Origin of the sequence: Orenia metallireducens (genome assembly GCF_003001995.1) — a bacterium.
GTDB classification, from domain to species: domain Bacteria; phylum Bacillota; class Halanaerobiia; order Halobacteroidales; family Halobacteroidaceae; genus Orenia; species Orenia metallireducens_B.
Genome location: NZ_PVNB01000020.1, coordinates 20,069 through 44,406 on the forward strand (window position 1 = coordinate 20,069; position 24,338 = coordinate 44,406).

The window sequence follows — 24,338 nt, forward strand, 5'->3', positions numbered from 1 at the left end:
AAACTAATGTCCTTTGAACTTATCAGTAAGATATTTGATTTTTCTAATCTTTCTACAGGGGTAAATGAAAACTTAGAAGAGCAAATTATAGAAGCCAGAGAAGAGTGGGATGATGCTAGAAATTATTTTAATTCTGTATCTGACCCTGATTTAATTGACCATGCTATCTATCTATTAGAAGCTGCTGAAAGTAAATATAGATACTTATTAAAACAGAAAAGGTCAATAAATAAAAATTAAATATTATCCTGTGAGCTTGAAGACACTAAAATTTATTTAAAGAGATTGATTCCAAAAATTTAGTCTATTGCTACTACATAATAACTGAGAAGGTGTTTTTCTATAGTTAGCATAAAAATTAAAATATGAATTCTTTGAAATAAGATAATAATCTGGATAATCATTATAAAAGAAACAAATATTATATATGAAGACTATTAAAATGATAATTTAATTTTTGATTAATTTTCTAAAATGAAAGGAGGAGAATATATGGCAAATTTAACGGAAATTCGTTGGCACGGTCGAGGTGGTCAAGGTTCAAAAACGGCATCTATTTTATTAGGGAAAGTTGCTGCTAAAACAGGAAAGAATATTCAGGCATTTCCCGAGTATGGTCCAGAGAGAATGGGTGCTCCAGTATTAGCTTATAATAGGATCAGTGATGAGCCCATCTTTGTCCACTGCCAAGTAACTGAGCCTAGTATCGTGGTAGTTTTAGATCCAACCTTATTGGAGGTTGTAGATGTAACTGAGGGGGTTCCAGCAGATGGGACTATTATTGTCAATACAGAAGTCGAAACTGCTAAAATAAGAGAAAAGTTAGGGTTTGAAGGTGGGGTTTATACAGTAGATGCTTATGGTATCTCAACTGAAGAGATTGGTGCTCCTTTTCCTAATACGCCAATGTTAGGTGCTTTGATTAAAGCTACCGACTTATTAGATTTTGATGGATTTGTAGTTGAAGTAGAGAGTGAATTTAAGAAGAAGTTTGCTCATAAGCCTGAAGTAGTTGAAGGGAATATGAATTCAATGAAGCGGGCTTATCAGGAGGTGAAACAATAATGGTTAAACCAGGTGATGGGTATAAGGATATTCCTATTGGTGGATTGATTTTGGATGCTGGTAATGCAAAAGAATATAAAACTGGGGGATGGAGAACTAAGAAGCCGATTCTAGATAAAGAAAAGTGTATTAATTGCCATTTATGCTGGGCTTTCTGTCCTGATATTTCTATCCTTTCTGAAGATGGTGTTGTCTCAGATCAGATAGATTATGACCACTGTAAAGGTTGTGGAATCTGTGCCAATGAATGTCCTGTAAATGCTATTGAAATGGTGAAAGAGTAAAGAACAAATAGCAAAGAATAAATAATAAAGAATAATTTTGGTTTTGAATTTATTTATTCAATACTCACTATTCTTTATTAAATGATTTTAGAGGGAGGTAATAAAGTGTCTAGTAAAGTTGCTTTGACTGGTAATGAAGCTTTAGCCCAAGCTATGCGACAGATAAATCCAGATGTTGTTGCTGCTTATCCGATCACTCCACAGACTGCAATGGTACAGACTTTCTCTCAATTTGTAGCCGATGGAGAGGTAGATACTGAATATGTTACTGTAGAGAGTGAACATAGTGCTATGAGTGCCACTGTAGGTGCTAGTGCTGCTGGTTCTCGGGCTATGACAGCAACTGCTGCTAATGGATTAGCTTTGATGTGGGAGATATTGTACATAGCATCAGGGACAAGGTTACCAATTGTAATGCCAGTTGTAAATCGTGCTTTAAGTGGTCCAATCAATATTCACTGTGACCATAGTGATGCCATGGGTGCTCGTGATTCTGGATGGATTCAATTGTATGCTGAGAATGCCCAAGAGGCCTATGACAATGCTATTCAAGCTATTAGAATCTCTGAACACAAAGATGTATTGTTACCAACAATGGTGAATTTAGATGGTTTTATCACAAGTCATGCAGTAGAGAGTTTAGAGATATTAGCTGATGAAGATGTGAAGGAGTTTGTAGGAGAGTATCAACCAGAAAATTATTTACTAAATGCAGACAATCCAATTGCTATAGGTCCTTTAGATTTACAGGATTTCTATTTTGAACATAAGATGCAACAAGCTGTGGCAATGGGAGATGCTAAACAGGTAATTTTGGATATTGCTAAAGAATATAAAGAGTTAACTGCTAGAGAATATGGATTTTTTGAATCATATAAATTAGATGATGCCGAAGTGGCGATTGTAGCCTTAAACTCTACTGCAGGAACAGCTAAGGCAGCTGTAAATAATTTAAGAGAAGCAGGGGTAAAAGCTGGTTTATTAAAAATTAGAGTCTATAGACCATTCCCTGCTGAAGAGATAGCAGATGCTTTAAAAGATATCAAAGCTGTTGCTGTCTTAGACAGAGCAGAGAGTTTCTCCACAAATGGAGGTCCAGTATTTGCTGACATTAGAAGTGTCTTATATGATATAAAAGCCAATGTAGAGGTTGTTGACTATATCTATGGTTTAGGTGGTAGGGACATTAAGGTCGAAGAGATTGAGAGTATATTTAATGATCTACAAGAAATTATTAAAACTGGTCAAGTGGAAAATAGAATTACTCACTTTGGTGTAAGGCAATAGGAGGTGGAATAAATGAAGTTAAAAGAAGCTGCTAAGACAAGTGAAAGATTTACAGGTGGACATAGATTATGTTCGGGTTGTGTAGCAGGGCCTGTTACCAATCTAATTATGAGAGCCAGTAAGAATCCAGCAGTAGTAGGGGCAGCAACAGGTTGTTTAGAGGTTTCTAGCTCAATCTATCCTTACACTGCTTGGAAGGATTCTTTTATTCACAATGCTTTCGAAAATTCTGCAGCAACTGTTAGTGGAGTTGAAGCTGCTTACCGTTCTTTAAAGAAGCAAGGTAAGATGGAAGAGGACTTTGATTTTATTGCCTTTGGTGGAGATGGAGGAACCTATGATATTGGATTCCAATCATTATCAGGTGCTATGGAACGGGGTCATGATATGGTCTATGTATGTTATGATAATGGTGCATATATGAACACTGGTATTCAACGTTCTAGTGCTACACCTAAAGGTGCTAATACAACAACCTCTCCAGCAGGAAAGGTAATTGCTGGTAAGCAACAATATAGAAAAGAGTTAACTGATATTATGGCAGCCCATAATATTCCTTATGTTGCTCAAATTTCTCCCTTTAAACCACAAGAGTTGATGAAAGCAGCCCAAAAGGCCTTTGAAACTAAAGGACCTGCTTTTTTAAATGTATTAGCTACTTGTCCTCGTGGGTGGAGAAGTAGAGCAGAAAAAGGGATTGAATTGACTAAGGTAGCAGCAGATACCTGTGTTTGGCCAATGTTTGAGATAGAAAATGGTGAATGGAAACTACTTTATAAGCCTAGAAAGAAGAAACCTGTCGAAGAATGGTTAAGGCAACAAGGTAGATTTAAGCATCTATTTAAACGAGGAAATGAGCATATAATTGAAGATATTCAAGAGCATACTGATAAGAGGTGGAATTATATCTTAGAGCGCTGTGGTGAAAGGCAATAATAAGATTAGGGGTCTGATTTATCAGACCTCTAATTTTATTTTCTACTTCTACTTGACATCTTAGTATAAAGTTGATAAACTTAAAAAAATTAAAAAGACATAGTAAAGTTTCGTATAAAATCGAGAATGGGCTCGAAAGTTTCTACCAGGTGGCCGTAACTACCTGACTACGAATTATAGATTTTCAGGTTATGTGCATTTTTGAGCCCTAAGTATATAGAGAACTATGCTTAGGGTTTTATATATCAATCAATGACTTTTAAAAGCAATTTATGATAGATAAACTATTAAAGGGGGAGTAAATATGAAAGATAAGTTTGTTAAAGAGGGTTTGACTTTTGATGATGTTTTATTAATACCAGCTCATTCTAAAGTGTTACCTAAGGAAGTAGATACTAGTACAAATTTAACTAAGAATATTAAGCTAAATGTTCCAATCTTAAGTGCGGCTATGGACACAGTAACGGAGGCTAATATGGCTATAGCTATGGCTCGTCAAGGTGGACTTGGAATTATACACAAGAACATGCCAATTGAAGCACAAGCAGAGGAAGTTGATAAGGTTAAGCGTTCTGAGAATGGTGTTATCGTTAATCCTTTCTATTTAAATCCTGACAATAAGGTTTATGAGGCAGAGGAATTGATGTCTAAATATCATATTTCAGGAGTTCCAATTGTAGATAGTGAGAAGAAACTAGTAGGTATCTTGACTAATAGAGATTTATTATTTGAAGAGGATTATGATCAAGAGATTAGTAATGTAATGACTAGTGAACATTTAGTAACTGCTCCAGTAGGAACAGATTTAGAGGCGGCTAAAGGGATTTTACAGAAGCATAAGATTGAGAAGTTACCATTAGTAGATGAGAATAATGTTTTAAAAGGATTAATTACTATTAAAGATATTGAAAAAGCAGAGGAATATCCTAATGCTGCTAAAGATAAACAAGGGCGTCTATTATGTGGAGCTGCTGTAGGAATCGGTGAAGGAACTAAAGAGAGGATTGCAGCTTTAGTAGAGGCAGAAGTAGATGTTGTAATTATTGATACTGCTCATGGACATTCTCAAAAGGTAATTGATATGGTTAAGGGAGTTAAGGAGAAGTACCCAGAATTGAATATTATCTCAGGAAATGTAGCTACTGCTGAGGCTACTAAGGCTTTAATTGAGGCAGGAGCGGATGCTGTTAAAGTAGGAATTGGACCAGGATCTATCTGTACAACTAGAGTAGTAGCAGGTGTGGGAGTACCTCAGGTTACTGCTGTGTATGATTGTGCTATGGAAGCTAATAAGTATGGAGTTCCTGTTATTGCTGATGGAGGAATTAAGTACTCTGGTGATGTAGTTAAGGCATTGGTTGCTGGAGCTAGTGCAGTTATGTTAGGTAGTGTCTTAGCTGGGACAGATGAAGCTCCAGGGGAGAAGGTAATCTATAAAGGAAGAAGTTATAAGGTTTATCGCGGTATGGGATCAATTGGTGCCATGAAGATGGGAAGTAAAGACCGTTACTTCCAAGAAGATGATAAGAAATTAGTACCAGAAGGTATTGAAGGGCGTATTCCTTATAAAGGAGAATTGGCAGATACTATCTATCAGATGGTAGGTGGGTTGAGAGCAGGAATGGGGTACTGTGGTGCTGCTACTGTTAACGATTTAATCGAGAAAGGTCAATTTATTAAGATTACTGCTGCTGGATTAAGAGAGAGCCATCCTCATGATGTCACAATTACAAAAGAAGCTCCAAATTATAGTGTTGATTAATAGTAAAAGTCCTCAAATTGAGGACTTTTCTTTTTATTATCTTAAGATAGAAGAGAATAGTTATAATTAAATCTTTAATTTCGGATATACTTATTAATATAAATCTTTTGATTACCCAAATCACTTTTTGGTGATATGATAACTTTTGAATTTACTTTATTTATAAGAGGAATCATTAATTTAGATTAGTTTATTTTTGTTTAGTAAAATTTATCTACTCAATAAAATACTATTAATAGGTAATTTTCTATGGTAAGATGTTGTTAAAAGGTATAATATTATAATGGAATTATTAATATAAAGGAGTTTATTTATCGGTCAAGAATAATAACAATAGTCATAAAAATATTGGAGGAAGTTCAATGAAGGGATACTTTATTACACTAGAGGGTGTAGAAGGTTCTGGGAAATCAACTCAGGTTAGATTGATCAAGGAATATTTAGAGGGTTTAGGATATAAAGTTCTAACTACTTTTGAGCCAGGTGATACAGAAGTAGGTAAGGAGATTAGAAGAATTTTACTTAGTCCAGATAATACAGAGTTAGTATCTAGGGCAGAATTGTTACTATATGTAGCTGAGAGAGCTCAGCATGTTTTTGAATTAGTTAAGCCATCTTTGGCAAAAGGCAAGATCGTGATTAGTGATAGATATACCGATGCTACTTTGGCTTATCAAGGTTATGCAAGGGGATTAAACCAAAAGTTGATTGAAGAGTTAAATGTTATAGCTACAGAAGGTTTAGAACCAGATTTAACCTTGCTTTTAGATATTGATCCTCAAATATCTCTACAAAGAGCAAAGCAAGTAACTGCTCAAAATCATTATAAAGGAGATAGAATTGAAGCTGAGAAGATTTCTTTTCATCAGAGGGTAAGAGAGGGTTATTTAGATTTGGCTAATAAGAAAGAGAGAATAGAATTGATTGATGCTAAGCAATCAATTGAAGATATCTTTAATTCAATTAAAATCATACTTCAAAAGAGGTTGATAAGAGATGAAAATTGATAATAAATTAAAGAGTAATGTAAATACTGCTAGAGCTTCTGGAAGTCAGGTGAGGAAAATTGAGGGGAGAAAGACCGATTTTTTAGAAGAGTTAACCAAGGTTCATGGTGTACAGATTAAGGGTAAATTAGATGAACTATTGGAGATGATTGACCAACAAGGTGAGCGGTTGAATAAACATCGTACTTTTAGAGAGTTAATTAGATATAAGAAGATGGTTAAGCAGTTTGTTAAGGAGACTGTAGGGCAGATGTATGATGTGCAAGAGGACTATAGTCCTATGCAAGGAAAGGTTCATACGATAGTCAAGTCAGTAGATAAATCTTTAGAGGATTTAACTAAGATGATTCTCGATGAACAGTCATCACAATTAGATATTTTGGGGAAATTAGATGAGGTACGGGGAATGTTAGTAGATTTATATAGATAAGGGGAGTTTTTCATGTCTTTTAATCAAATAATAGGACAAGACCTAGCAAAAACTATATTAAAGAATGCACTAGTTCAACAAAGGTTAAGCCATGCCTACTTATTTACTGGTGAAGAGGGTTTAGGCAAAGATTCAACAGCCTTTGAATTTACTAAAGCAATTAATTGTCAAGAGAATGATAATGATTCTTGTAATCATTGTATATCCTGTAGAAAAGCCAATAATAAGAACCATCCAGATATTAAAGAGATTTATCCTGATGGTGCTTTTATTAAAATAGATCAAATTCGTAAGTTGCAACAAGAGATTTTATATAAGCCTTATGAAAGTAAAAAGAAAGTCTATATAATTCATCAAGCTGATAAGATGAATACACAGGCTGCTAATAGTCTGCTTAAGACTTTAGAAGAACCTCCAAGCTATGCAATTATAATATTGATTACAAATAATTTAAATAAACTCCTACCTACCATTATCTCAAGATGCCAATTGATTAGATTCCAATTAGTTGCTGATGATATTATTAAGGATAGTCTAATTCAAGACTATGATGTGTCAGAAGAAGAGGCAACATTATTTACTACTTTAGCAGGTGGAAGGTATAGATTTGCTTTAGAGTGGGTAGAGAATATAGATAAGGTAGAGGAAAGAAGAGAGATACTTAAAATAGCCAATTCTTTAAAGGATTTAACTAGAATCGAAAGCTTTGAATTTGTGCAAAAACTATTAGATGAACGGGATAAAGTTAATTTGATTTTAGATATGATTTTAACCTGGTATCGGGATCTATTAATGGTTAAATTGGGTCAAAATAAGAATTTAATTAATATTGATTACTATAATAAGTTAAGTGATGAAGCCAAAGAGTGGAGAGTAGAAGGTATAGAAGCTATAATAAGATTGATAGAAGATAGCAGTAATATAATAAATAACTTAAATGTTAATCTACAGTTGGCTTTAGAGGTGTTATTTTTAAGGTTAAATAAATTAAGGAGGAAGAATTATGCCGCAAGTAATAGGAGCTACATTTAAAAAAGCAGGTAAAATATATTACTTTAAGCCTAATGGCATTGAGTTAAATATAGGTGATAAAATTCTTGCAGAAACTGCTCGTGGCTTAGAGCTAGGAGAAGTTATTATAGATTCTAAAGAGATTGCTAAAGTTAATTCAAAATCAGAGTTAAAGCCAATAAAGAAGAAAGCCGATGACAATGATATACAGCAAGCTAAGAGGAATGAAAAGGAAGCAGAAAAGGCTTTTGAAATCTGCGAAGAGAAGATAGCAGAACATAAATTACCAATGAAATTGATCGATTCAGAGTATACCTTTGACAAAGGTAAGTTGTTATTCTATTTTACGGCTGATGGAAGGATAGATTTTAGGGAATTGGTTAAGGATTTAGCATCGATATTTAGAACAAGAATAGAACTACGACAAATAGGTGTCAGGGATGAAACTAAATTAATGGGTGGTATTGGTCAATGTGGTAGAAGTCTGTGTTGTAAGACCTTTTTAAGGGAATTTGATCCAATTACTATTAAGATGGCTAAAGACCAAGACTTATCACTAAATCCAGAGAAAATTTCTGGGATTTGTGGTCGATTAATGTGTTGTTTAAAGTATGAATCTGATAATTATTTAGAGACTAAAGATGATTTACCTGATATAGGTGAAGAAGTAGAGATTGGAGAAGAGGTTGGCACAGTCACTGGATTGAATGTGGTTAAAGAGACTTTAACGGTAGAATTAAGTGGTCAAGAGAGTATTGAAGTATCTGCTGATGATATTGAAGAGAAAAAAGAGGATTAATAGTGTAGGATATAGAATATTGAGGAATAAGACTTTGGGGATATGGAGGTTGCAATAGTGGAAGAGATTATTAGTCTTTTGGCTCATTTTCAGGAAGAGTTACAGGTTTTGACTAATGATTTTCAGAAGATGAAGAATACGATTTATAATATATATAAAGAGAATGAGAAACTGAAAGAAGAGAATCAAAACCTAAAGAAGTTACTTTTTACTAAAGAAGAGGAAGAGGAGCCTGACCAAGAGGGAGGAATGGGTTATGATAATTTAACTCGTTTATATAGAGAAGGTTTCCATGTCTGTCATCTTAACTTTGGAGAAGGGCGTGAGAGTGACTGTTTATTCTGTATGGGACTCTTAGACAATAATTTAGATGAAGTGGAGGAAGAATCTAGTGATAAATAGAGTTAATTTAAAAAAGACAGAGCGCTTGGATGATCTATTAATTGATGATTTGAAATTAATTCAGAATCCTGATTACTTCTGTTTTTCACTGGATGCTGTTCTACTTGCTAATTTTGCTAGTCCTAAAAAGAACTCCAAGGTTTTAGATATAGGTACAGGCAGTGGAATTATCCCTCATTTAATGCAGGCTAAATATCAAGTCGAGAAGATTTATGGTATTGATATTCAAGCAGAATTAATTGATATGGCCAAACGTAGTGCCAAATACAATAATATAGAAGATAAATTAGAGTTTATTAATGCTAATATCAAGAATGGGTTAGAAGTATTTAAAAGGGAGAGCTTTGATTATATCATCAGTAATCCACCTTATATGAAGGCTAGCAGTGGCAAGATTAATCTGGAGGATAAAGTAGCTATTGCCCGCCATGAGATAGAGTGTGACTTAGAAGATATTATTAAGATGAGTAGCCAATTACTTAAGTATCGAGGTAAGGTTGCTTATGTTTATAGAACTCAGCGATTAGCTGAGTTATTATCTTTGATGGACAAGTATAATTTAGCTGCTAAGAGGTTAAGGTTGATTCATTCACAGATTGATAAAGAGGCTAAGTTATTTTTGGTAGAAGGTGTTAAAGGTGGAGGCGTTGGTCTAGATATTTTAGCTCCTTTAATTCTTAATGATGATAAAGGGAACTATACTGAAGAGGTAAAGAAGATTTATTTTCCTGAGAAGTAATTGATTCTTCTTTAAAGGGTGGTTAGATGTCTAATTATGTTTACATACTACAGTGTGCTGATAATACTTTATATACTGGTTATACTAATGATTTAGAGAGAAGGATTAACCTGCATAACTCTGGTAAGGGTGCTAAATATACTCGGGGTAGAACCCCTGTTAAGCTCCGTTATTTTGAAGAGTATCAGACTAAGAGTGAAGCTATGAAGCGGGAATATGCTATTAAACAGTTGAAAAGGCAGGATAAATTGAGATTAATAAAGGGTGATATAGATGGATGAAGGGATTTTATATGTCTGTGGGACTCCAATTGGGAATTTAGATGATATTACCTTGCGTGCTTTAAATACATTAAAAGAGGTTGATTTGATTGCTGCTGAGGATACTCGGCATACTAGAAAATTACTCAATCATTATCAGATTGAAGCCAAATTAACCAGTTATCATGAACATAATGAATTAGAGAAGAGTAAGGAGCTTTTAGAGAGATTAAGAGGCGGATTAGATGTTGCTTTGGTCTCTGATGCAGGGATGCCAGGAATATCTGATCCAGGATATAGGTTAATCTCTTTGCTTAGAGAAGAAGGGATTAAGGTTGTTCCAATCCCTGGTCCTACAGCTATGACCACAGCCTTGGTCATTTCAGGGTTGCCAACAGACCGTTTTGCCTTTGAAGGTTTTCTACCTAGAAAGAAGAATGAGCGGAGAAGTTATTTAGAGGGCCTAAAAGGGGAAGAGAGGACACTAATATTTTATGAAGCACCCCATCGTTTGACCAAGACCTTAGCTGATATCTTAGAGGTATTGGGAGATAGGAAGATAGCTTTATGCAGGGAGCTGACTAAGAAGTTTGAAGAGACGATTAGTGGCAAAGTCAGTGAACTGCTAGAGGAGTTTAAAGAGGATTCCCCTAGAGGTGAGATGGTCTTGGTTGTTGAAGGTGGAGTAATTCAGCAAGATGAAGAGCTAGAGGAGTGGAGAGGTCTATCTATTTTAGATCATCTAGAAAGTTTAATGGCAGATGGTTTGACTAAGAAGAAAGCTATTAAAGAAGTGGCTAAATTACGTTCCTTACCCAAAAATGAAGTTTATCAGATTGCCACTAAGATAAAAGTTAATATATAAATGGAGAGGGAGGGCTGGAGAAGCTCTTCTTTTTGTATATTTTAACCTTTGCGGATAGTAAGAGATGGTTTAGGAAGCATTGTAATATTAAGATAGTTCAAGTTAAGGTTAAGTCTAAGTAAAATATTGAAAAGTGATCTTATGATCTACTCAATCTTGATCTTAGACTTATAATACTTAAATTGGCAAATAAAAGAAAAGTTCTTAAGCAGGAAGTTCTTTTTAGATGTTGAAGATTAAAGATAAAGGTTGGTGATGAAGATGCTCCTAACAGAAGATTTGAAGTTCTTATTAAAGGACTGTAATGATAAATTAAAAGAGAAGTATGAGAATCAATCTAATCTTGGTAAAAAGGATTTACGCCGATTGATTAGTAAGATGGCGGAGTTTATCAGTTTAAATAGAATGAAAAAAGTAGAGATTGATAAGTTAATTAAAGGTAGACCTATTATTGGGGTAGATGGCTCAGTCAATAAACAGGGTAAGGTCTATCCCCATTATATTGAGCTCTTACAGGCTTTGGCTAAAAGTACTGATAGAAGTCAATCGGGCATCGTTAGGCATGATATCTTCAGTCCCATGATTGAAAAGGATAAGCAGAATATCTTAAAGAAGGTATCTATTGCAAATAATAAGGTTGATGAAGATAGTAAGGTCTATGCTCAAGAGGTAGCAGGAAAGATTAGGAGTTCATTATTGGCTAGCTTAGAGGTGTTGGTAGCTTATGATAGCATATTAAAATGGAATCCAAGTTTGATAATGATGGATGGTTCTTTAGCTAGATATAAGATTCAGGCTGAAGAGGAGTGGGAAGAGCTAGTAGAGTTGGCTTTAAAGAGAGAGGTCTTGATTGTCGGAGTTATCGAAGAGATAGGAACCCATGATTTAAGCCTAGCTTTAGGTGATGATTTACCTAATAAGATGGTTGACATGTATGACAGGGAGCTAATGTTTGGTCTATTAGAAATAGGAGAGATGATGTTATTTGCTGACCCAAAGGATCAACTTAAAAAGGCCTTTGTCAGAAGTTCTCGTGATCCTGGGGTAATTGGAATAGATCTCTTAAAGGAGCAGAGTAGTGTGATCAAGGATGTGGCTAGCTTAGTCTATTCTTTAACTCCAGAAGCAGGCAGGGGAATTCCAATCTGGCTTGATATCGTTGATGAAGAGGTCAGAATTAGCAATAAGATGATGGAGATGATTATTGATAACTATCTAGATCCTACTTTGAAACAGCGGTTATTCCATTCTAAAAGAGCAGATAGAGTTTACTAAGGCAATGCATAATTTATAATTAATAATTGATAATTAAAGATGGAAGGTGGTTTAATATGCAGGTAGTAGGTTTGACTACTCAGCAGGAGGTTTATGTAGCTTCTAAAGAGAGAAAGTTTAGAATCAATGAGATGCTAAAGATAGTAGATGAAAGTTTAGGTACTCCATTAGGTGAAGTTGTAGAAACACAGGCTTATAATAGATACATACCATTATCAATAGATAAGGGATTTGTAGATAAAGGGGTTATTGCCTCACTACAGAGTATAGGCTATAACATCTCTGAAGATGAGATTAATATTGCTAAGGTAAGATTACTTAAAGAAGCACCTTACCCTATAAAGACTGGTTCTAATGTAGTAAGTCCTGAATTCAGTGAAGTAAAGAGTCTTTTGGTCAAAGAAAGACCAGAAGATGGTCTGGTTCTTGGTGTGATCAAGGGGACAGAAGAGATGGGCCAAGAGATGGATGAAGAGCTAAAGGATATAGCCCCTTTATTTGAAGATGAGGAGGTAATTCCCCAAATAGGAGTTCCTTTCAACTTTAAGGTCAAGGCGATGCATCAATATCCCCATATTGGAATTATAGGTGGGTCTGGTTCAGGTAAATCCTTTGGGATGAGGGTTATCCTAGAAGAGTTGATGAAATTAAGAGTACCAACTATCGTCTTTGATCCTCACTTTGAGATGGATTTTAGTACAAAATTTGAAAAATTAGCTGATAAATATGCCAATGACTTTAGTAATGATTTTGAAGTTTATCAGATTGGACAGACTGTAGGGGTTAACTTTAGTGATTTAAGTACTAAGGATTTATCTGATTTATTGGCAGCAGCGAGTAGTTTGAGTGATTCTATGATTAATGCTGTTCAGAGCTTACATCATAAGAGAGATAGCTTATTAAGCTTTAAAGGGAGATTAGAAGATCTGCAAAAGGCTCAAGAACTAGGAAGAAAACGCCTAGAAAGAGATGTAAAAAGTGGTGCAGTAGAGGGTGATTTAAAGGAAGAGTACCAGATGTATTTGGAGCTGTTAGATGCTTATGGGAATTTACCTCCTAGCTCAGTTAGTGGTCTAATTTGGAGGCTGAATCGTTTAGAGAGAGAAGGACTATTTAGCCACAGCATTGATCAGATTGAAGTAGGGATTAAAGAGCGTAAACTGGTAGTTATCCAAGGTCCAATCTGGTTATTACAGGTATTTGCTACTTATGTCTTAGGAACATTATATCGTAAGCGCAGAGACTATAAAGATGCTCAATATCGTCAACAGGAGGTAGACTACTTCCCTCCTTTTGTAATTGCAACTGATGAGGCCCATAACTTTGCTCCTAAAGGCTATGATGCTCCAGCCAATAAGGTGATTAAAGAGATTGCTCAAGAGGGGAGAAAGTATGGAACTTTCTTAATTTTAGCTACTCAAAGACCGACCTTATTAGATGAGACTGTAACGGCACAGTTGAATACTAAATTTGTCTTTAGAACCGTTAGAGCCAGTGATATTGAGACGATTAAGCAGGAGACAGATCTGACAGCAGAAGAGGCTAAACGGTTACCTTATTTGCGTTCTGGAGATACCTTTGTCTCTTCAGCTATCTTTGGTAGAACCTTAGCAGTTAGAATCAGAGCTTCTAAGACTGAAAGTCCTCATACTGAGAACCCTTTTGAAGAATTAAATAACCATAGTGAAGCAGAGGATGATAAGTTGTATCAAGCTATCGTAAATAGCCTTCCTATAGATAGCAATGATATGATGTCAAAGTTAGAGGAGATTAATGATAGATTAGATGTAGTGCTAGAAAGAAATATTCTAGCAGACAAATTAGATGATTTGGCAGAAAAGGGGAAGATTGTTGCTAGAAAATCAATTTTCGGTAAAATTTATGAAGAGATAGAATAATATCACTGGGAATAATGTTGTTGAGATTAAAGGTGATTTGACAATGTTGTAGAATAAATAATGTAGTGATATTTTAATATAAGAAGATAAGGGGGAGGAATTTGACTTGAAAAGTTTGGGACGTAATTTTAAGATCAGTTTAAGGGTTAAATTTGTGTTTGCAGTAATTGTTTCTTTACTGATAGGTTCATTTATTGCCGATAAATTAAACTTGTTTATTTCAAGCAATATTTATCAAGGAGATTTTTTAGTTTATGTCACAACAGTTATTCAGGGAATTATTATAACTGGAATGATTTTATTGTTAACCAATCGCTTAATTATAAAACCGATCAATAACATGACTAAGTTAACTCGTCAAGTATCTAAGGGGAATTTGGATATTGATGTTAATAAAGTAAAACGCAATGATGAGATAGGCTCTCTACAAACAGAGTTAAACAAGATGATAATAAGTATGAATAAAATGCTAGAAAAGATTAATAGCACCACTAATCGTGTAGAGAGTATAAGCTCTGATCTGGCTAGAGCCTCTGAAGAGTCAGGGATGATGAGTCAGCAAGCAGCTCATTCTATACAGGATATAGCCTTTAAGTCACAGCAAGAGGTTAATCTAGTAGAGGGATTGAAAATGAGTATTAGGGAAATCAGTGGTAGTGCAGGTAATAGTAAATACTCCATTCAAGCAGTATCTGATGTTGCTAATACTGGTAATGAAGTTATCGGTGATGCTGTTAATATGATTACAGAACTTGCTCAAAGAATCAATAAATCTACAGTGATAGTAGAAGAGATGAATGAATTTACTCAAAACATTAGCCGTTTTGTAGATGCTATTACAGGAATAGCGGAACAGACAAACTTATTAGCGTTAAATGCATCTATTGAAGCAGCTAGAGCTGGTGAAGCTGGTCAAGGTTTTTCAGTAGTGGCTGAAGAGATTAGAGAGTTGGCAGTAGAATCAAATAAGGCTGCTGAGGATATAGTTGCTTTACTTAAAGATATGACTAAAAAATCTAAAACAACTGTTGATGAAATGAGGCTGGGTAGAGATAAAGCCAATTCTGGTCTTGAGATAATTAATCAGGCTGATCAATCCTTTGCTGATATAAAGAATAGAATCAATAGTCTTCATAATACTTTAGATAGTATAATGGAGATTATGGAGGGAGTTGCTACCTTTACAGAAGATATCTCTGGTGCAGCTCAAGAAGTAGCTGCTATTAGTCAAGAGCAGTCTGCAGATGCTGAAGAAACATCGGCTTTAGCAAATGAGCTAGATATATTAGTAACTGATTTACAGCAGCTAGTTGAAGAGATACATCTACATCGAGATTAGACTCTTTTAAATAAAGGATATTCTAATAATATTATTAGAATATCCTCTATTTTTGCTTGAAAATTAGTATTAATGTAGTATTTAAGCAAAAATTATTTTAATATACCTTTATGAAAAAGGAATTTGTAGTATTTTATAGAATTAAATATATAATTATAAGTATGTAAATGAGGGGGTATAAAAAGTGGGGTTAAAATCTAAGAAGTCTTCTAATATAGGGTTGAGTTTGAGGTATAAGTTTGCATTAGTATTACTATTATCTTTATCTGCAGGGCCTACTTTGGCTCAATTGGCAAAAGGATACATTATGGAGCATTCTATGGGGCTAAACCCAGTTATCATTTCGGCTATTACCAATATTATTATAAGTATGATAGTGATACAAGCTCTAACTGAATTTATGATTATCAGACCTATTAAACAGATGATTAAGTTAGTCAAGAACATAGGTAGAGATGAGTTAAAGGAAGAGGATTTAAAGTTCCAACGTTCAGGTGAGATTGGTTATTTACAGCGAGAGCTAGGGAATATGATATTAGATATGAATAAGATGTTAAAAGAGATTAATTATACTACTACTGAGGTAAGTCAAGTAAGCAAGGAGTTATCTGTATCTACTAGACAAGCAGATGAGATGGCTATTAGATCTGCTGAAGCTATTGGAGAGGTAGCAAGCAGTGCTGAGCAGAATGTTAATTTAATTCAAGGATTATCAGATAATATTCAGAGGATAAATGGGAATATTACTGATAATAATCAGATATCCATTAGAGATATCTCTAAGGCTGCTAATGAAGGAAATGAGATTATCAGTCGTGCTGTAGAAGTAATGGAAGAGATTGACTTAAGCATCAATAATTCTGCAACAACAGTGGATAAGTTGAATAGTTTTACTCAAGAGATTAGCAATTTTGTTGGTGCTATTACTAATATAGCAGAACAGACAAATCTGTTAGCATTAAATGCTAGTATTGAGGCTGCAAGGGCAGGAGAGCATGGCAAAGGCTTTGCAGTTGTAGCTGAAGAGATTAGACAGTTGGCAGAAGAATCTAATAAATCTGCTGAAGATATAGTAGATTTAATTAAGCAGATGAAAAGACAATCTGAAGATACTGTAAAAGAGATGGAAGTTGGGCGTGAAAAGGCTGATACTGGTTTAGATATTATCAATCAGGCTAATAAAGAATTTATTACCATTAAGGATAAGGTAAATGAATTAGATATGGCGTTAGATAAGGCTGTATCTTCTAGTGAGGATATAGCCAGTTTTGTAGAAGAGATATCTGCTTCGGCAGAAGAGGTAGCTGCTATTAGTCAGGAACAGTCTGTTGAGGCAGAAAAATCTTCAGAGACTGTTGGCAAATTGGAAGCAGTTGTTGCTGACTTAGAAAAATTAGTTGAAGAGATTAATTTATCAAAAGAATAATTTTCTTTAACTTGACAAAACTATTAATATCTTGTATATTTTAAACTAAGTTCTGGATATTAAAAGTCAATTAAATATATATAGTAAAAGCGAAGAAGGGAAGAGTAGAGTCAATAAGTGCTTGGTGGTTTTAGGCACTTATTGCTCACGAAGGGTTCAAGGAACCCGAAGGGGATTTGTGGTTGTTAAAGGAAAATTAGTATTGTATTAAAAGTATATAGGTTAGAAGCAAAGAAGGGAAGAGTAAGTATTTAAGCTGTTTACAGAGAGCTGGGCTGAGGTTGAGAACCAGTAAGAGCAAGAATACTGAAGATGGTCCTAGAGCTATATGGTTGAAGTTTAGTAGATCATATCGGGTTGCTACCGTTATCAGCTTAAGAGTGGCTATATAATTAAGTATATAGCAATTAGGGTGGTACCGCGACGATAGTTAACCCCTCGTCCCTATAATTTTAGGGACGAGGGGTTTTTATATTTAATGGACAATGTAGAATGTACAAGTGACAATTAAATAAGATGTAATAGGTATTTTAATTGTGTATTGGCATTTGCTAATTGTAAATTTTATAAATATAGGAGGAATAAAGATGAGTAATAAGACTTTTTATGTGACAACACCGATTTATTATCCAAATGACAAGCTGCATATTGGTCATACTTATACGACAACAGCAGCAGATACGATTACTAAATTTAAGAAATTACAAGGATATGAGTGTGAACTGATTACTGGTTCTGACGAGCACGGGCAGAAGATTCAAAAATCTGCTGCTAAGCATGATATGTCCCCGAAGGAGTATGTTGATGGGATTGTAGCTTCCTTCAAAGAGTTATGGGATAAGCTAAAGGTAGATTATACAGAGTTTGTTCGAACTACTAGTGATGAACATAGAGCAGATGTAGAGTATATCTTCAAGAAGGTTTATGATAAGGGTGATATCTATAAGAGTAAGTATGAAGGGTATTACTGTACACCTTGTGAGACCTATTGGACTGAAAGACAGCTAGATGAAGAGGGGAATTGTCCCGATTGTAATCGAGCGGTAGAATGGATGGAAGAAGAGAGTTACTTCTTTAAAATGTCAAAATATCAAGATCGATTATTAGAGTTTTTAGATGAGAATCCTGATTTCATTCAACCTGCTAAAAGGCGTAATGAGATGATTAACTTTATTAAAGATGGGTTGGAGGATTTATGTGTTTCTAGAACTACCTTTGATTGGGGAATTCCGGTACCAATTGATGAAGGGCATGTGATTTATGTCTGGTTTGATGCCTTGACCAGTTATTTAACAGGGATTGACTGGAATAGAGATGAGGAGAAGTTCAATAAGTTCTGGCCTGCTGATATCCATATTGTAGGTAAGGATATCTTAAGATTCCATACAATTATCTGGCCAACTATCTTAATGGCAGCTGACCTCCCTCTACCTAAAAAGGTCTTTGGACATGGTTTCTTACTTGTTGATGGTGGAAAGATGTCTAAGTCTAAGGGGAATGTAATCGACCCAGTTAAACTAATTGATGACTTTGGGGTAGACGCTGTCCGTTACTATCTATTAAGAGAGATTGCTTTTGGAACTGATGGCTCTTATTCTACAGATAACTTTATCCAAAGAATCAACTCTGATTTAGCCAATGATTTAGGAAATTTATTGAATAGAACTGTAGCAATGGTCGATAAATATTTTGAGGGAGTAATTCCAGAGTCAAAAGTTGAGACTGAATTTGATGCTGATTTAGCTAAGGTAGCTGCTAGTACCTTTAAATCTTTAGAAGAGAATCTAGAGAACTTACAATTTAGTGTTGCTTTAGAGGACTTATGGAATTTAATTCGAAGAACTAATAAATATATTGATCAGACTACGCCGTGGGTCTTAGCTAAGGATGAGAATAGACGTGATGAATTGGGAACAGTATTGTATAATCTTTTAGATACTTTAAGAAGGGTAGCAATTACCTTAGTTGCCTTTTTACCAGAAGCACCAGCTCAGATGTGGGAGCAATTAGGTATTGAAGAGAGCTTAGCAGAACAGAGCTGGGAAGATGCTAAAGCTCAAGGTAAGCTAAAAGCTGGTACTAAAGTGAAGAATGGTGATCCAATCTTCCCTAGAATAGATGCAGAGGAATATTACAAAAAATTAGAAGAAGAAAAGAAAGCTCAAGATAAAAATAATAAGAAAAAGGGTGAGAAGGAGATGTCTGAACAAGAATATATAAGCTTTGATGAATTTGGCAAATTAGAATTGAGAGTAGCAGAAGTTTTAGAAGCAGAACAGATTGAAGGAAGTAATAAATTACTTAAAGTGCAGGTGCAGTTAGGTGAGGAGAAACGCCAATTGGTTGCTGGAATTGCTAAGCACTATGAAGCAGAAGAGTTAGTAGGTAAGAAGGTAGTTATGGTTGCTAACTTAAAACCTGCTACTATCTTTGGGGTGAAATCCAATGGTATGATTTTGGCAGCATCTAATGATGAAGGCGAATTAACTGTAACTACAGTTGATAGAGATATTGATAGTGGAGCACAAGTAAAATAAATCAGTTGATAGTGTATAGTTGGTAGTTAATAGTTAAGGCAAAATTTAAGATGTTAGTTTGTTAAGGTTTTAATCTTTAACTATACACTATAAATTTTCAACTATTAACTGAACTTAGGGAGGTGATATTATGTTTACAGATACTCATGCACATTTGGACTTTGATCGATTTGATGGAGATAGAGATGAGGTTATCCAGGCTGCTTATGATGCTGGAGTTAAGAGGATAGTTAATATAGGGGCTGATATGGAATCTAGCCGTAACTCTGTGAACTTAGCTAAAAAGTATGACTTCATTTATGCCGCGGTAGGTGTTCATCCCCATGATGCTAAAGGTATTAGTGAGGATGACTACAATGAATTAAGCAAGTTAGCTCAAAATGAGAAGGTAGTTGCTATTGGTGAGATTGGACTAGATTATTATTATGATAACTCTCCACGTAAAGAGCAACAGGAAGCCTTTAAGAAGCAGTTAAAGCTGGCTAGAGAGCTCAATTTACCAATTGTAATTCATAGTCGTGATGCTAAAGAGGATACTCTTGCAATCTTAGAGGAGCATGCTAAAGGTTTAGAGGGGATTATACATTGCTATGCCTATGATTTAGCGACTGCTAAAAGGCTTATAGATATGGGGTTCTATCTTGCTTTTGGTGGGGTAATTACCTTCAATAATGCTAAAGATTTAAGAGAAGTTGTCAAAGAGATAGCTTTGGATAAGATTTTAATAGAGACTGACGCTCCTTACTTAACACCTGCCCCACATCGTGGGAAGAGAAATGAATCTAAGTTTGTTATACATGTAGCAGAAAAGATAGCCGAGATTAAGGGAATAGATGTAGCAGAAGTAGCTGAAAAGACTACTGAGAATGCAAAGGATTTATTGGGGATATAGTATAATAATTCTAATTGAATAATCGTAAAATAAGATACTAATTGTATTTACAATTAGTATCTTATTTTATTTCAGGTGTATGTGAAATAAAGTATATTATTTTAGTAATCTTTACTGATTAAGTATTATAAAATTATTATTATGGGGGTATTAGTATGGCGATTACATATGGGTTAGAAGATAAGTTATATATAAATTTAACAAATAGATGTACTAATGATTGTGAGTTTTGTGTTAGAAACTTTAAAGATGGTGTTGGAGATTATAATTTATGGCTAGACAAGGAGCCTACTACCAGAGAAATTATTAATAATATTGGAGATGCAAGTGCTTATAATGAGATTATCTTTTGTGGTTATGGTGAGCCGATGATTAGACTAGAAGAGATAAAGGAGATAAGTAATTATCTTAAAAATGACTACCCTAAAGTTCCTATTAGAATCAATAGTAATGGTCAGGCTAATTTGATTCATAATAGAAATATTCTACCTGAAATTTCAGATTTGATAGATAGTATTTCTATCAGTCTCAATGCTCATAACTCTAAATCTTATCAAAAAATATGTAAGTCTACTTTCTCAGATAAAGCATTTCCAGCTATAATTGAGTTTATTAGTGAAGCTAAAAAGTATATATCTGAGGTTAGAGTTTCTGTAGTAGATTATCCTGAGGTAGATATAGATAGTTGTAGTAAGTTAGCTAAAAAATTGAATGTTCCACTTAAGATAAGAAGGTTTTAGATGATTTTATTATAGGTAACCAATTTTAAAGTAGGGTTTAATAACGCTATTGCGACAGTTTCGGTATGGTTTACACGTAGAGTTATCTTTTCTAACTAGTAGGAGGTGGGTAGGTGGTTGGATGGTTAGGTTTTTCCTAAATACCTACCTCCAAACTACCTAACTACCAAAGTAAAAAAAGTGTCGCATCATCTCTTAGCCCTATATTTAAATTTTATTTTAAAGTCCGATTTCTATGTAAAATAAAAAGGGGGGACAGAATGAAGAGAAGAATTATAAGTATTTTAGTTATGGTTTTTGTGCTGTTGTTGTTAGTAGCTGCTTGTAATTCTAGTAAGGAAGTTCTAAAGCAACAGAATATTAGGCAAGCTAAAGAAGTAGAAAAGAACTTTCTAGGATTGGATTTAAGAGAAGTATCTAGTGAGGTAAAGATAAAGCTGTGGGAGGATATAAAACCAGTTGTTGGACACACAATTGACCAATTAATCGAAAAATTCCAGAAGGAAAATCCTAATATTATAGTTGAAAGAACACATATGGAAGCAGAAGATCTGATAGAAAATACTCAAAGATCATTTATAGTTGGGAATGGACCCACCCTTACCCTCAGTTCCTTTGATGATATTGGACCCTTTTCTACAATGGGAATTGCACAACCTCTAGAAGGATTAATGAGTGAAAATATGAAGAATATGTATGTTGAAAATGCATTACCTGCTATGAGTTTAACTGGTCATGTCTATGGTGTACCAAATACTCTTAATAGCCAATTAACATTGTTTTATAATAAAAAGTTAGTAGATAAAGCTCCAGAAAGTTGGGAAGAATTAATCTCTATGGCAAAGGATGTAACTAAAGATATAGATGGTGATGGAAAGATAGATCAATATGGCTTAGTATATCCTTTGACTGAAGCAGTTTGGTGGTTGGTATTTTATCGTGGTTTTGGCGGTTGTTTATTTGATCAAAGTGATAGCCTAAGATTTAATGCTGAGGCTACTAAAGATGCTTTACAGTTTGTTTATGATTTGAAATTTAAAGATAAGGTTGTTCCAGAGAATGCTGATTATAAGCTAATGGATAATCTATTCAAAGAAGGCAAAGTAGCCTTTATTATCAATGGTAATTGGTCTTATGGAGATCATATAAAAGCTAAAGGGGTTGATTTAGGTATTGTGTTACTGCCTAAGTTTAAAAAGGCTGCTGAGTATGCACAACCAATGATAAGTGGTAGCGGATATACTATGTTAGCTAAGTTATCAGAAACTGAGCAGGTTGCAGCTTTAAAGTTTATTAAGTTTATGACTGGCAAAGAGGCTCAGAGGATCTTTGCTAAGAAACATAAGTTATTTCCAATAAATAAATCTGTTTATCAGTTAGTGAGTGTAAGAGAAGAGCTAATTATGAATGATTATACTAAAGAGTTAAGAAATACTGAGTCTATGCCTGTAACTTCAGAAATAAGTATGGTTGTGGGTGATATTCATCTAGTATTGGAGAAGCTTATAGCTGGGGATTTAGATCCTGACAGTGGAGCTGCTCAAATACATGAGATTGTTGAAAAAATGGGTTCAGAGATGCAATAGATTAAAAATAATCAATACGATAAGACCAATAGATGAGATGATGGAAGCTATATAGTTATTGATTTAATAATTCCTCATCATTTAAGTAGGAGAATAAGCTTAGGTGGAGTAAATTATTAGCTTTTGCAACAAGCTATAGATATCGGTCTAGAGTATCTTCCTTTTGAATATATAGCCATTATCAAAATTTATTAGATAAAGCTATATGACTTTTTCAATACTAATAATTGTCTAAACAACTTTAGTTAAAATAGAAACTTTGATATAATAGTAAGGAGAAAGAAGGCTGATATCGTCAATTTATTTTAGAAAAGCGAAATAATGGTCTTTATTGGTCGAATTTTATTAAGGATTATAGGTGTAACTGTTATGCTAATAATTTCTGTATAAATATTACTTTTAAAAGTTATTTTGACTATTAGTATATATTTTTTATAAACTTAGTAGTATACTAAAATATGGGATAGTTAGCTACTTAGTTACTAAAAGTTCTGTAGATAGATAAATTTTTTAACGAGGGTTTGATTGGATACTTTATTAAAATTATTTTAAGTAAGTCTTTTATCAAAGGATTATAATAACTTGAGATAAAATCTTACTTTTATATTATTTAATAATATAAATTATTAGATTAGGAGAGGAAGGTAGTTATGCCTACTATTAAAGATGTTGCAAAAAGTGCTGGGGTATCTCCTTCTACTGTTTCTAGAGTTATCAATAATCATCCTAGAATCAGTAGTGAGACTAGAAAAAAGGTAAAGGAATCGATGAAGAGAATTGGTTATCATCCTAATATTATTGCCCGAAGCTTAGTTAAACAGAAGACTAATACTTTGGGATTGGTTATGCCTTATTCTACTGAAGAAGCCTTTGCTGACCCCTTTTATTCTGAGATATTACGAGGTATTGGTTCGGTGGCACAGGATAAGGAGTATAGCTTATTACTTATTACTAGTAATGGTGAGCAGGAGGAGTTAGAAGTAACCCTTAAAGCTGTAAGAAGTAAGAGGGTTGATGGCTTATTGATCCTAAGGGCTAAAAGTAATGATGCATTACTTAAAGAATTAAAGGAATTAGAGACACCTTTTGTTGTAGTTGGTCGTCCAGAAGATGAGAAGAATAATTTTTGGGTAAATAATGATAATATTGAGTCGACTAAAAATTTGATAGAGTATCTAATTGGTTTAGGACATAAGAGGATTGGTGTAATAACTGGAGATAGTGAATATATAGTTTATAAAGATAGATTAGAGGGGTATAGGCGTGCGTTATATCATAATGGAATAGAGTATAATCCAAATTATGTTATCCAGACAACAGGTCATCATGGTTTAACCACTAGATATACTAAAGAATTATTAGAGTCCTATCCCAAATTAACTGCTATATTTGCTGTCGATGATTTAATAGCTTATGGAGCTATTCTAGGGATTAAAGAGTTGGGATTAAAGGTTCCTGATGATATATCGGTAGTTGGCTTTAATAATAACCCTCTATCCCAATTAATTACCCCTGCTTTAACGACAGTAGATATCAATATTTTTGAATTGGGAAGTACAGCCACTAAAAGTTTAATCAATATCATTAGTGAAGATCCAAAAGAATATTATCATGAGATAGTAAAGACTAATATCATTGTTAGAGATTCCTGTGGAGGAGATAAAGGAGAAGTTGATGGTAATGGGGAATAGATGAAAGTATAAGGTTGCTATGTTTTTCATGGCAACCTTTGCACTTTATCAAGAAATTTGAGAATTTAGGTTTAATAAATCTAGAATCAATTAGACTAATAGAAAGA

23 protein-coding genes, 1 riboswitch and 1 other annotated feature are annotated in these 24,338 nt (G+C 34.3%); all 23 genes read left to right on the forward strand.

Translation table 11 applies throughout. The features are described 5' to 3' along the window. Window positions 1-6: 6 nt before the first annotated feature. A complete protein-coding gene (locus BX659_RS13025; RefSeq protein ID WP_097017813.1) occupies window positions 7-240 on the forward strand; it encodes a DUF2508 family protein in 234 nt (77 codons plus the stop codon). Window positions 241-492: 252 nt separating this feature from the next. Continuing rightward, on the forward strand, window positions 493-1,065 hold the full coding sequence (locus BX659_RS13030) for a 2-oxoacid:acceptor oxidoreductase family protein (RefSeq protein WP_097017814.1): 573 nt from the start codon (window positions 493-495) through the stop codon (window positions 1,063-1,065). Then, complete coding sequence (porD, locus tag BX659_RS13035) at window positions 1,065-1,349, forward strand: pyruvate synthase subunit PorD (RefSeq protein ID WP_097017815.1); 285 nt, start codon at window positions 1,065-1,067, stop codon at window positions 1,347-1,349. The genes BX659_RS13030 and porD overlap by 1 nt, the downstream gene beginning before the upstream one ends. A gap of 105 nt (window positions 1,350-1,454) precedes the next feature. Further along, a complete protein-coding gene (porA, locus tag BX659_RS13040) occupies window positions 1,455-2,636 on the forward strand; it encodes a pyruvate ferredoxin oxidoreductase (RefSeq protein ID WP_097017816.1) in 1,182 nt (393 codons plus the stop codon). A gap of 12 nt (window positions 2,637-2,648) precedes the next feature. After that, a complete protein-coding gene (locus tag BX659_RS13045; protein ID WP_097017817.1) occupies window positions 2,649-3,572 on the forward strand; it encodes a thiamine pyrophosphate-dependent enzyme in 924 nt (307 codons plus the stop codon). Window positions 3,573-3,662: 90 nt separating this feature from the next. Further along, window positions 3,663-3,762, forward strand: a riboswitch (purine riboswitch). A gap of 114 nt (window positions 3,763-3,876) precedes the next feature. After that, window positions 3,877-5,334: an IMP dehydrogenase gene (guaB, locus tag BX659_RS13050; RefSeq protein WP_097017818.1), complete on the forward strand. Its 1,458-nt coding sequence runs from the start codon at window positions 3,877-3,879 to the stop codon at window positions 5,332-5,334. A 362-nt stretch (window positions 5,335-5,696) separates the two neighbouring features. Beyond that, complete coding sequence (tmk, locus tag BX659_RS13055) at window positions 5,697-6,341, forward strand: dTMP kinase (protein ID WP_097017819.1); 645 nt, start codon at window positions 5,697-5,699, stop codon at window positions 6,339-6,341. Continuing rightward, window positions 6,331-6,771: a YaaR family protein gene (locus tag BX659_RS13060; RefSeq protein WP_097017820.1), complete on the forward strand. Its 441-nt coding sequence runs from the start codon at window positions 6,331-6,333 to the stop codon at window positions 6,769-6,771. The genes tmk and BX659_RS13060 overlap by 11 nt, the downstream gene beginning before the upstream one ends. A 12-nt stretch (window positions 6,772-6,783) precedes the next feature. Further along, window positions 6,784-7,803 carry a DNA polymerase III subunit delta' gene (holB, locus tag BX659_RS13065; protein ID WP_097017821.1) on the forward strand — a complete coding sequence of 340 codons (1,020 nt, stop codon included), beginning with the start codon at window positions 6,784-6,786 and terminating at the stop codon, window positions 7,801-7,803. After that, window positions 7,775-8,581, forward strand: coding sequence for a PSP1 domain-containing protein (locus tag BX659_RS13070; protein ID WP_097017822.1), 807 nt, complete (start codon window positions 7,775-7,777; stop codon window positions 8,579-8,581). Before holB ends, BX659_RS13070 begins: the two co-directional genes overlap by 29 nt. 57 nt (window positions 8,582-8,638) lie before the next feature. Beyond that, on the forward strand, window positions 8,639-8,983 hold the full coding sequence (locus BX659_RS13075; RefSeq protein WP_097017823.1) for an initiation-control protein YabA: 345 nt from the start codon (window positions 8,639-8,641) through the stop codon (window positions 8,981-8,983). Beyond that, entirely contained in the window at window positions 8,973-9,722 is a 750-nt protein-coding gene (locus BX659_RS13080) for a tRNA1(Val) (adenine(37)-N6)-methyltransferase (RefSeq protein WP_253250726.1), read from the forward strand. The genes BX659_RS13075 and BX659_RS13080 overlap by 11 nt, the downstream gene beginning before the upstream one ends. A 26-nt stretch (window positions 9,723-9,748) precedes the next feature. Beyond that, window positions 9,749-10,003, forward strand: a complete 255-nt coding sequence (locus tag BX659_RS13085) for a GIY-YIG nuclease family protein (RefSeq protein WP_097017825.1) — start codon at window positions 9,749-9,751, stop codon at window positions 10,001-10,003. Continuing rightward, window positions 9,996-10,847 (forward strand): 16S rRNA (cytidine(1402)-2'-O)-methyltransferase, encoded by an 852-nt coding sequence (rsmI, locus tag BX659_RS13090; protein WP_097017826.1) that lies wholly within the window; start codon window positions 9,996-9,998, stop codon window positions 10,845-10,847. The genes BX659_RS13085 and rsmI overlap by 8 nt, the downstream gene beginning before the upstream one ends. A gap of 261 nt (window positions 10,848-11,108) precedes the next feature. Then, the gene (locus tag BX659_RS13095; RefSeq protein ID WP_097017827.1) at window positions 11,109-12,122 is read left to right on the forward strand and encodes a DNA double-strand break repair nuclease NurA; all 1,014 of its coding nucleotides are present in this window, start codon (window positions 11,109-11,111) and stop codon (window positions 12,120-12,122) included. A gap of 56 nt (window positions 12,123-12,178) precedes the next feature. After that, window positions 12,179-14,020, forward strand: a complete 1,842-nt coding sequence (locus tag BX659_RS13100) for an ATP-binding protein (protein ID WP_097017828.1) — start codon at window positions 12,179-12,181, stop codon at window positions 14,018-14,020. A gap of 106 nt (window positions 14,021-14,126) precedes the next feature. Next, entirely contained in the window at window positions 14,127-15,359 is a 1,233-nt protein-coding gene (locus BX659_RS13105; protein ID WP_097017829.1) for a methyl-accepting chemotaxis protein, read from the forward strand. 184 nt (window positions 15,360-15,543) lie between these two features. Next, window positions 15,544-16,785: a methyl-accepting chemotaxis protein gene (locus tag BX659_RS13110; protein ID WP_097017830.1), complete on the forward strand. Its 1,242-nt coding sequence runs from the start codon at window positions 15,544-15,546 to the stop codon at window positions 16,783-16,785. A gap of 222 nt (window positions 16,786-17,007) precedes the next feature. Beyond that, window positions 17,008-17,234 (forward strand) — a binding site (T-box leader). Between the two features lie 138 nt (window positions 17,235-17,372). Then, window positions 17,373-19,322 (forward strand): methionine--tRNA ligase, encoded by a 1,950-nt coding sequence (gene metG / locus BX659_RS13115; protein WP_097017831.1) that lies wholly within the window; start codon window positions 17,373-17,375, stop codon window positions 19,320-19,322. A 130-nt stretch (window positions 19,323-19,452) separates the two neighbouring features. Continuing rightward, a complete protein-coding gene (locus BX659_RS13120; RefSeq protein ID WP_097017832.1) occupies window positions 19,453-20,214 on the forward strand; it encodes a TatD family hydrolase in 762 nt (253 codons plus the stop codon). Between the two features lie 155 nt (window positions 20,215-20,369). Then, window positions 20,370-20,954: a TatD family nuclease-associated radical SAM protein gene (locus BX659_RS13125; protein WP_097017833.1), complete on the forward strand. Its 585-nt coding sequence runs from the start codon at window positions 20,370-20,372 to the stop codon at window positions 20,952-20,954. 260 nt (window positions 20,955-21,214) lie between these two features. Next, window positions 21,215-22,540 (forward strand): extracellular solute-binding protein, encoded by a 1,326-nt coding sequence (locus tag BX659_RS13130; RefSeq protein ID WP_097017834.1) that lies wholly within the window; start codon window positions 21,215-21,217, stop codon window positions 22,538-22,540. 650 nt (window positions 22,541-23,190) lie between these two features. Beyond that, a complete protein-coding gene (locus tag BX659_RS13135; protein WP_097017835.1) occupies window positions 23,191-24,231 on the forward strand; it encodes a LacI family DNA-binding transcriptional regulator in 1,041 nt (346 codons plus the stop codon). Window positions 24,232-24,338: the final 107 nt, after the last annotated feature.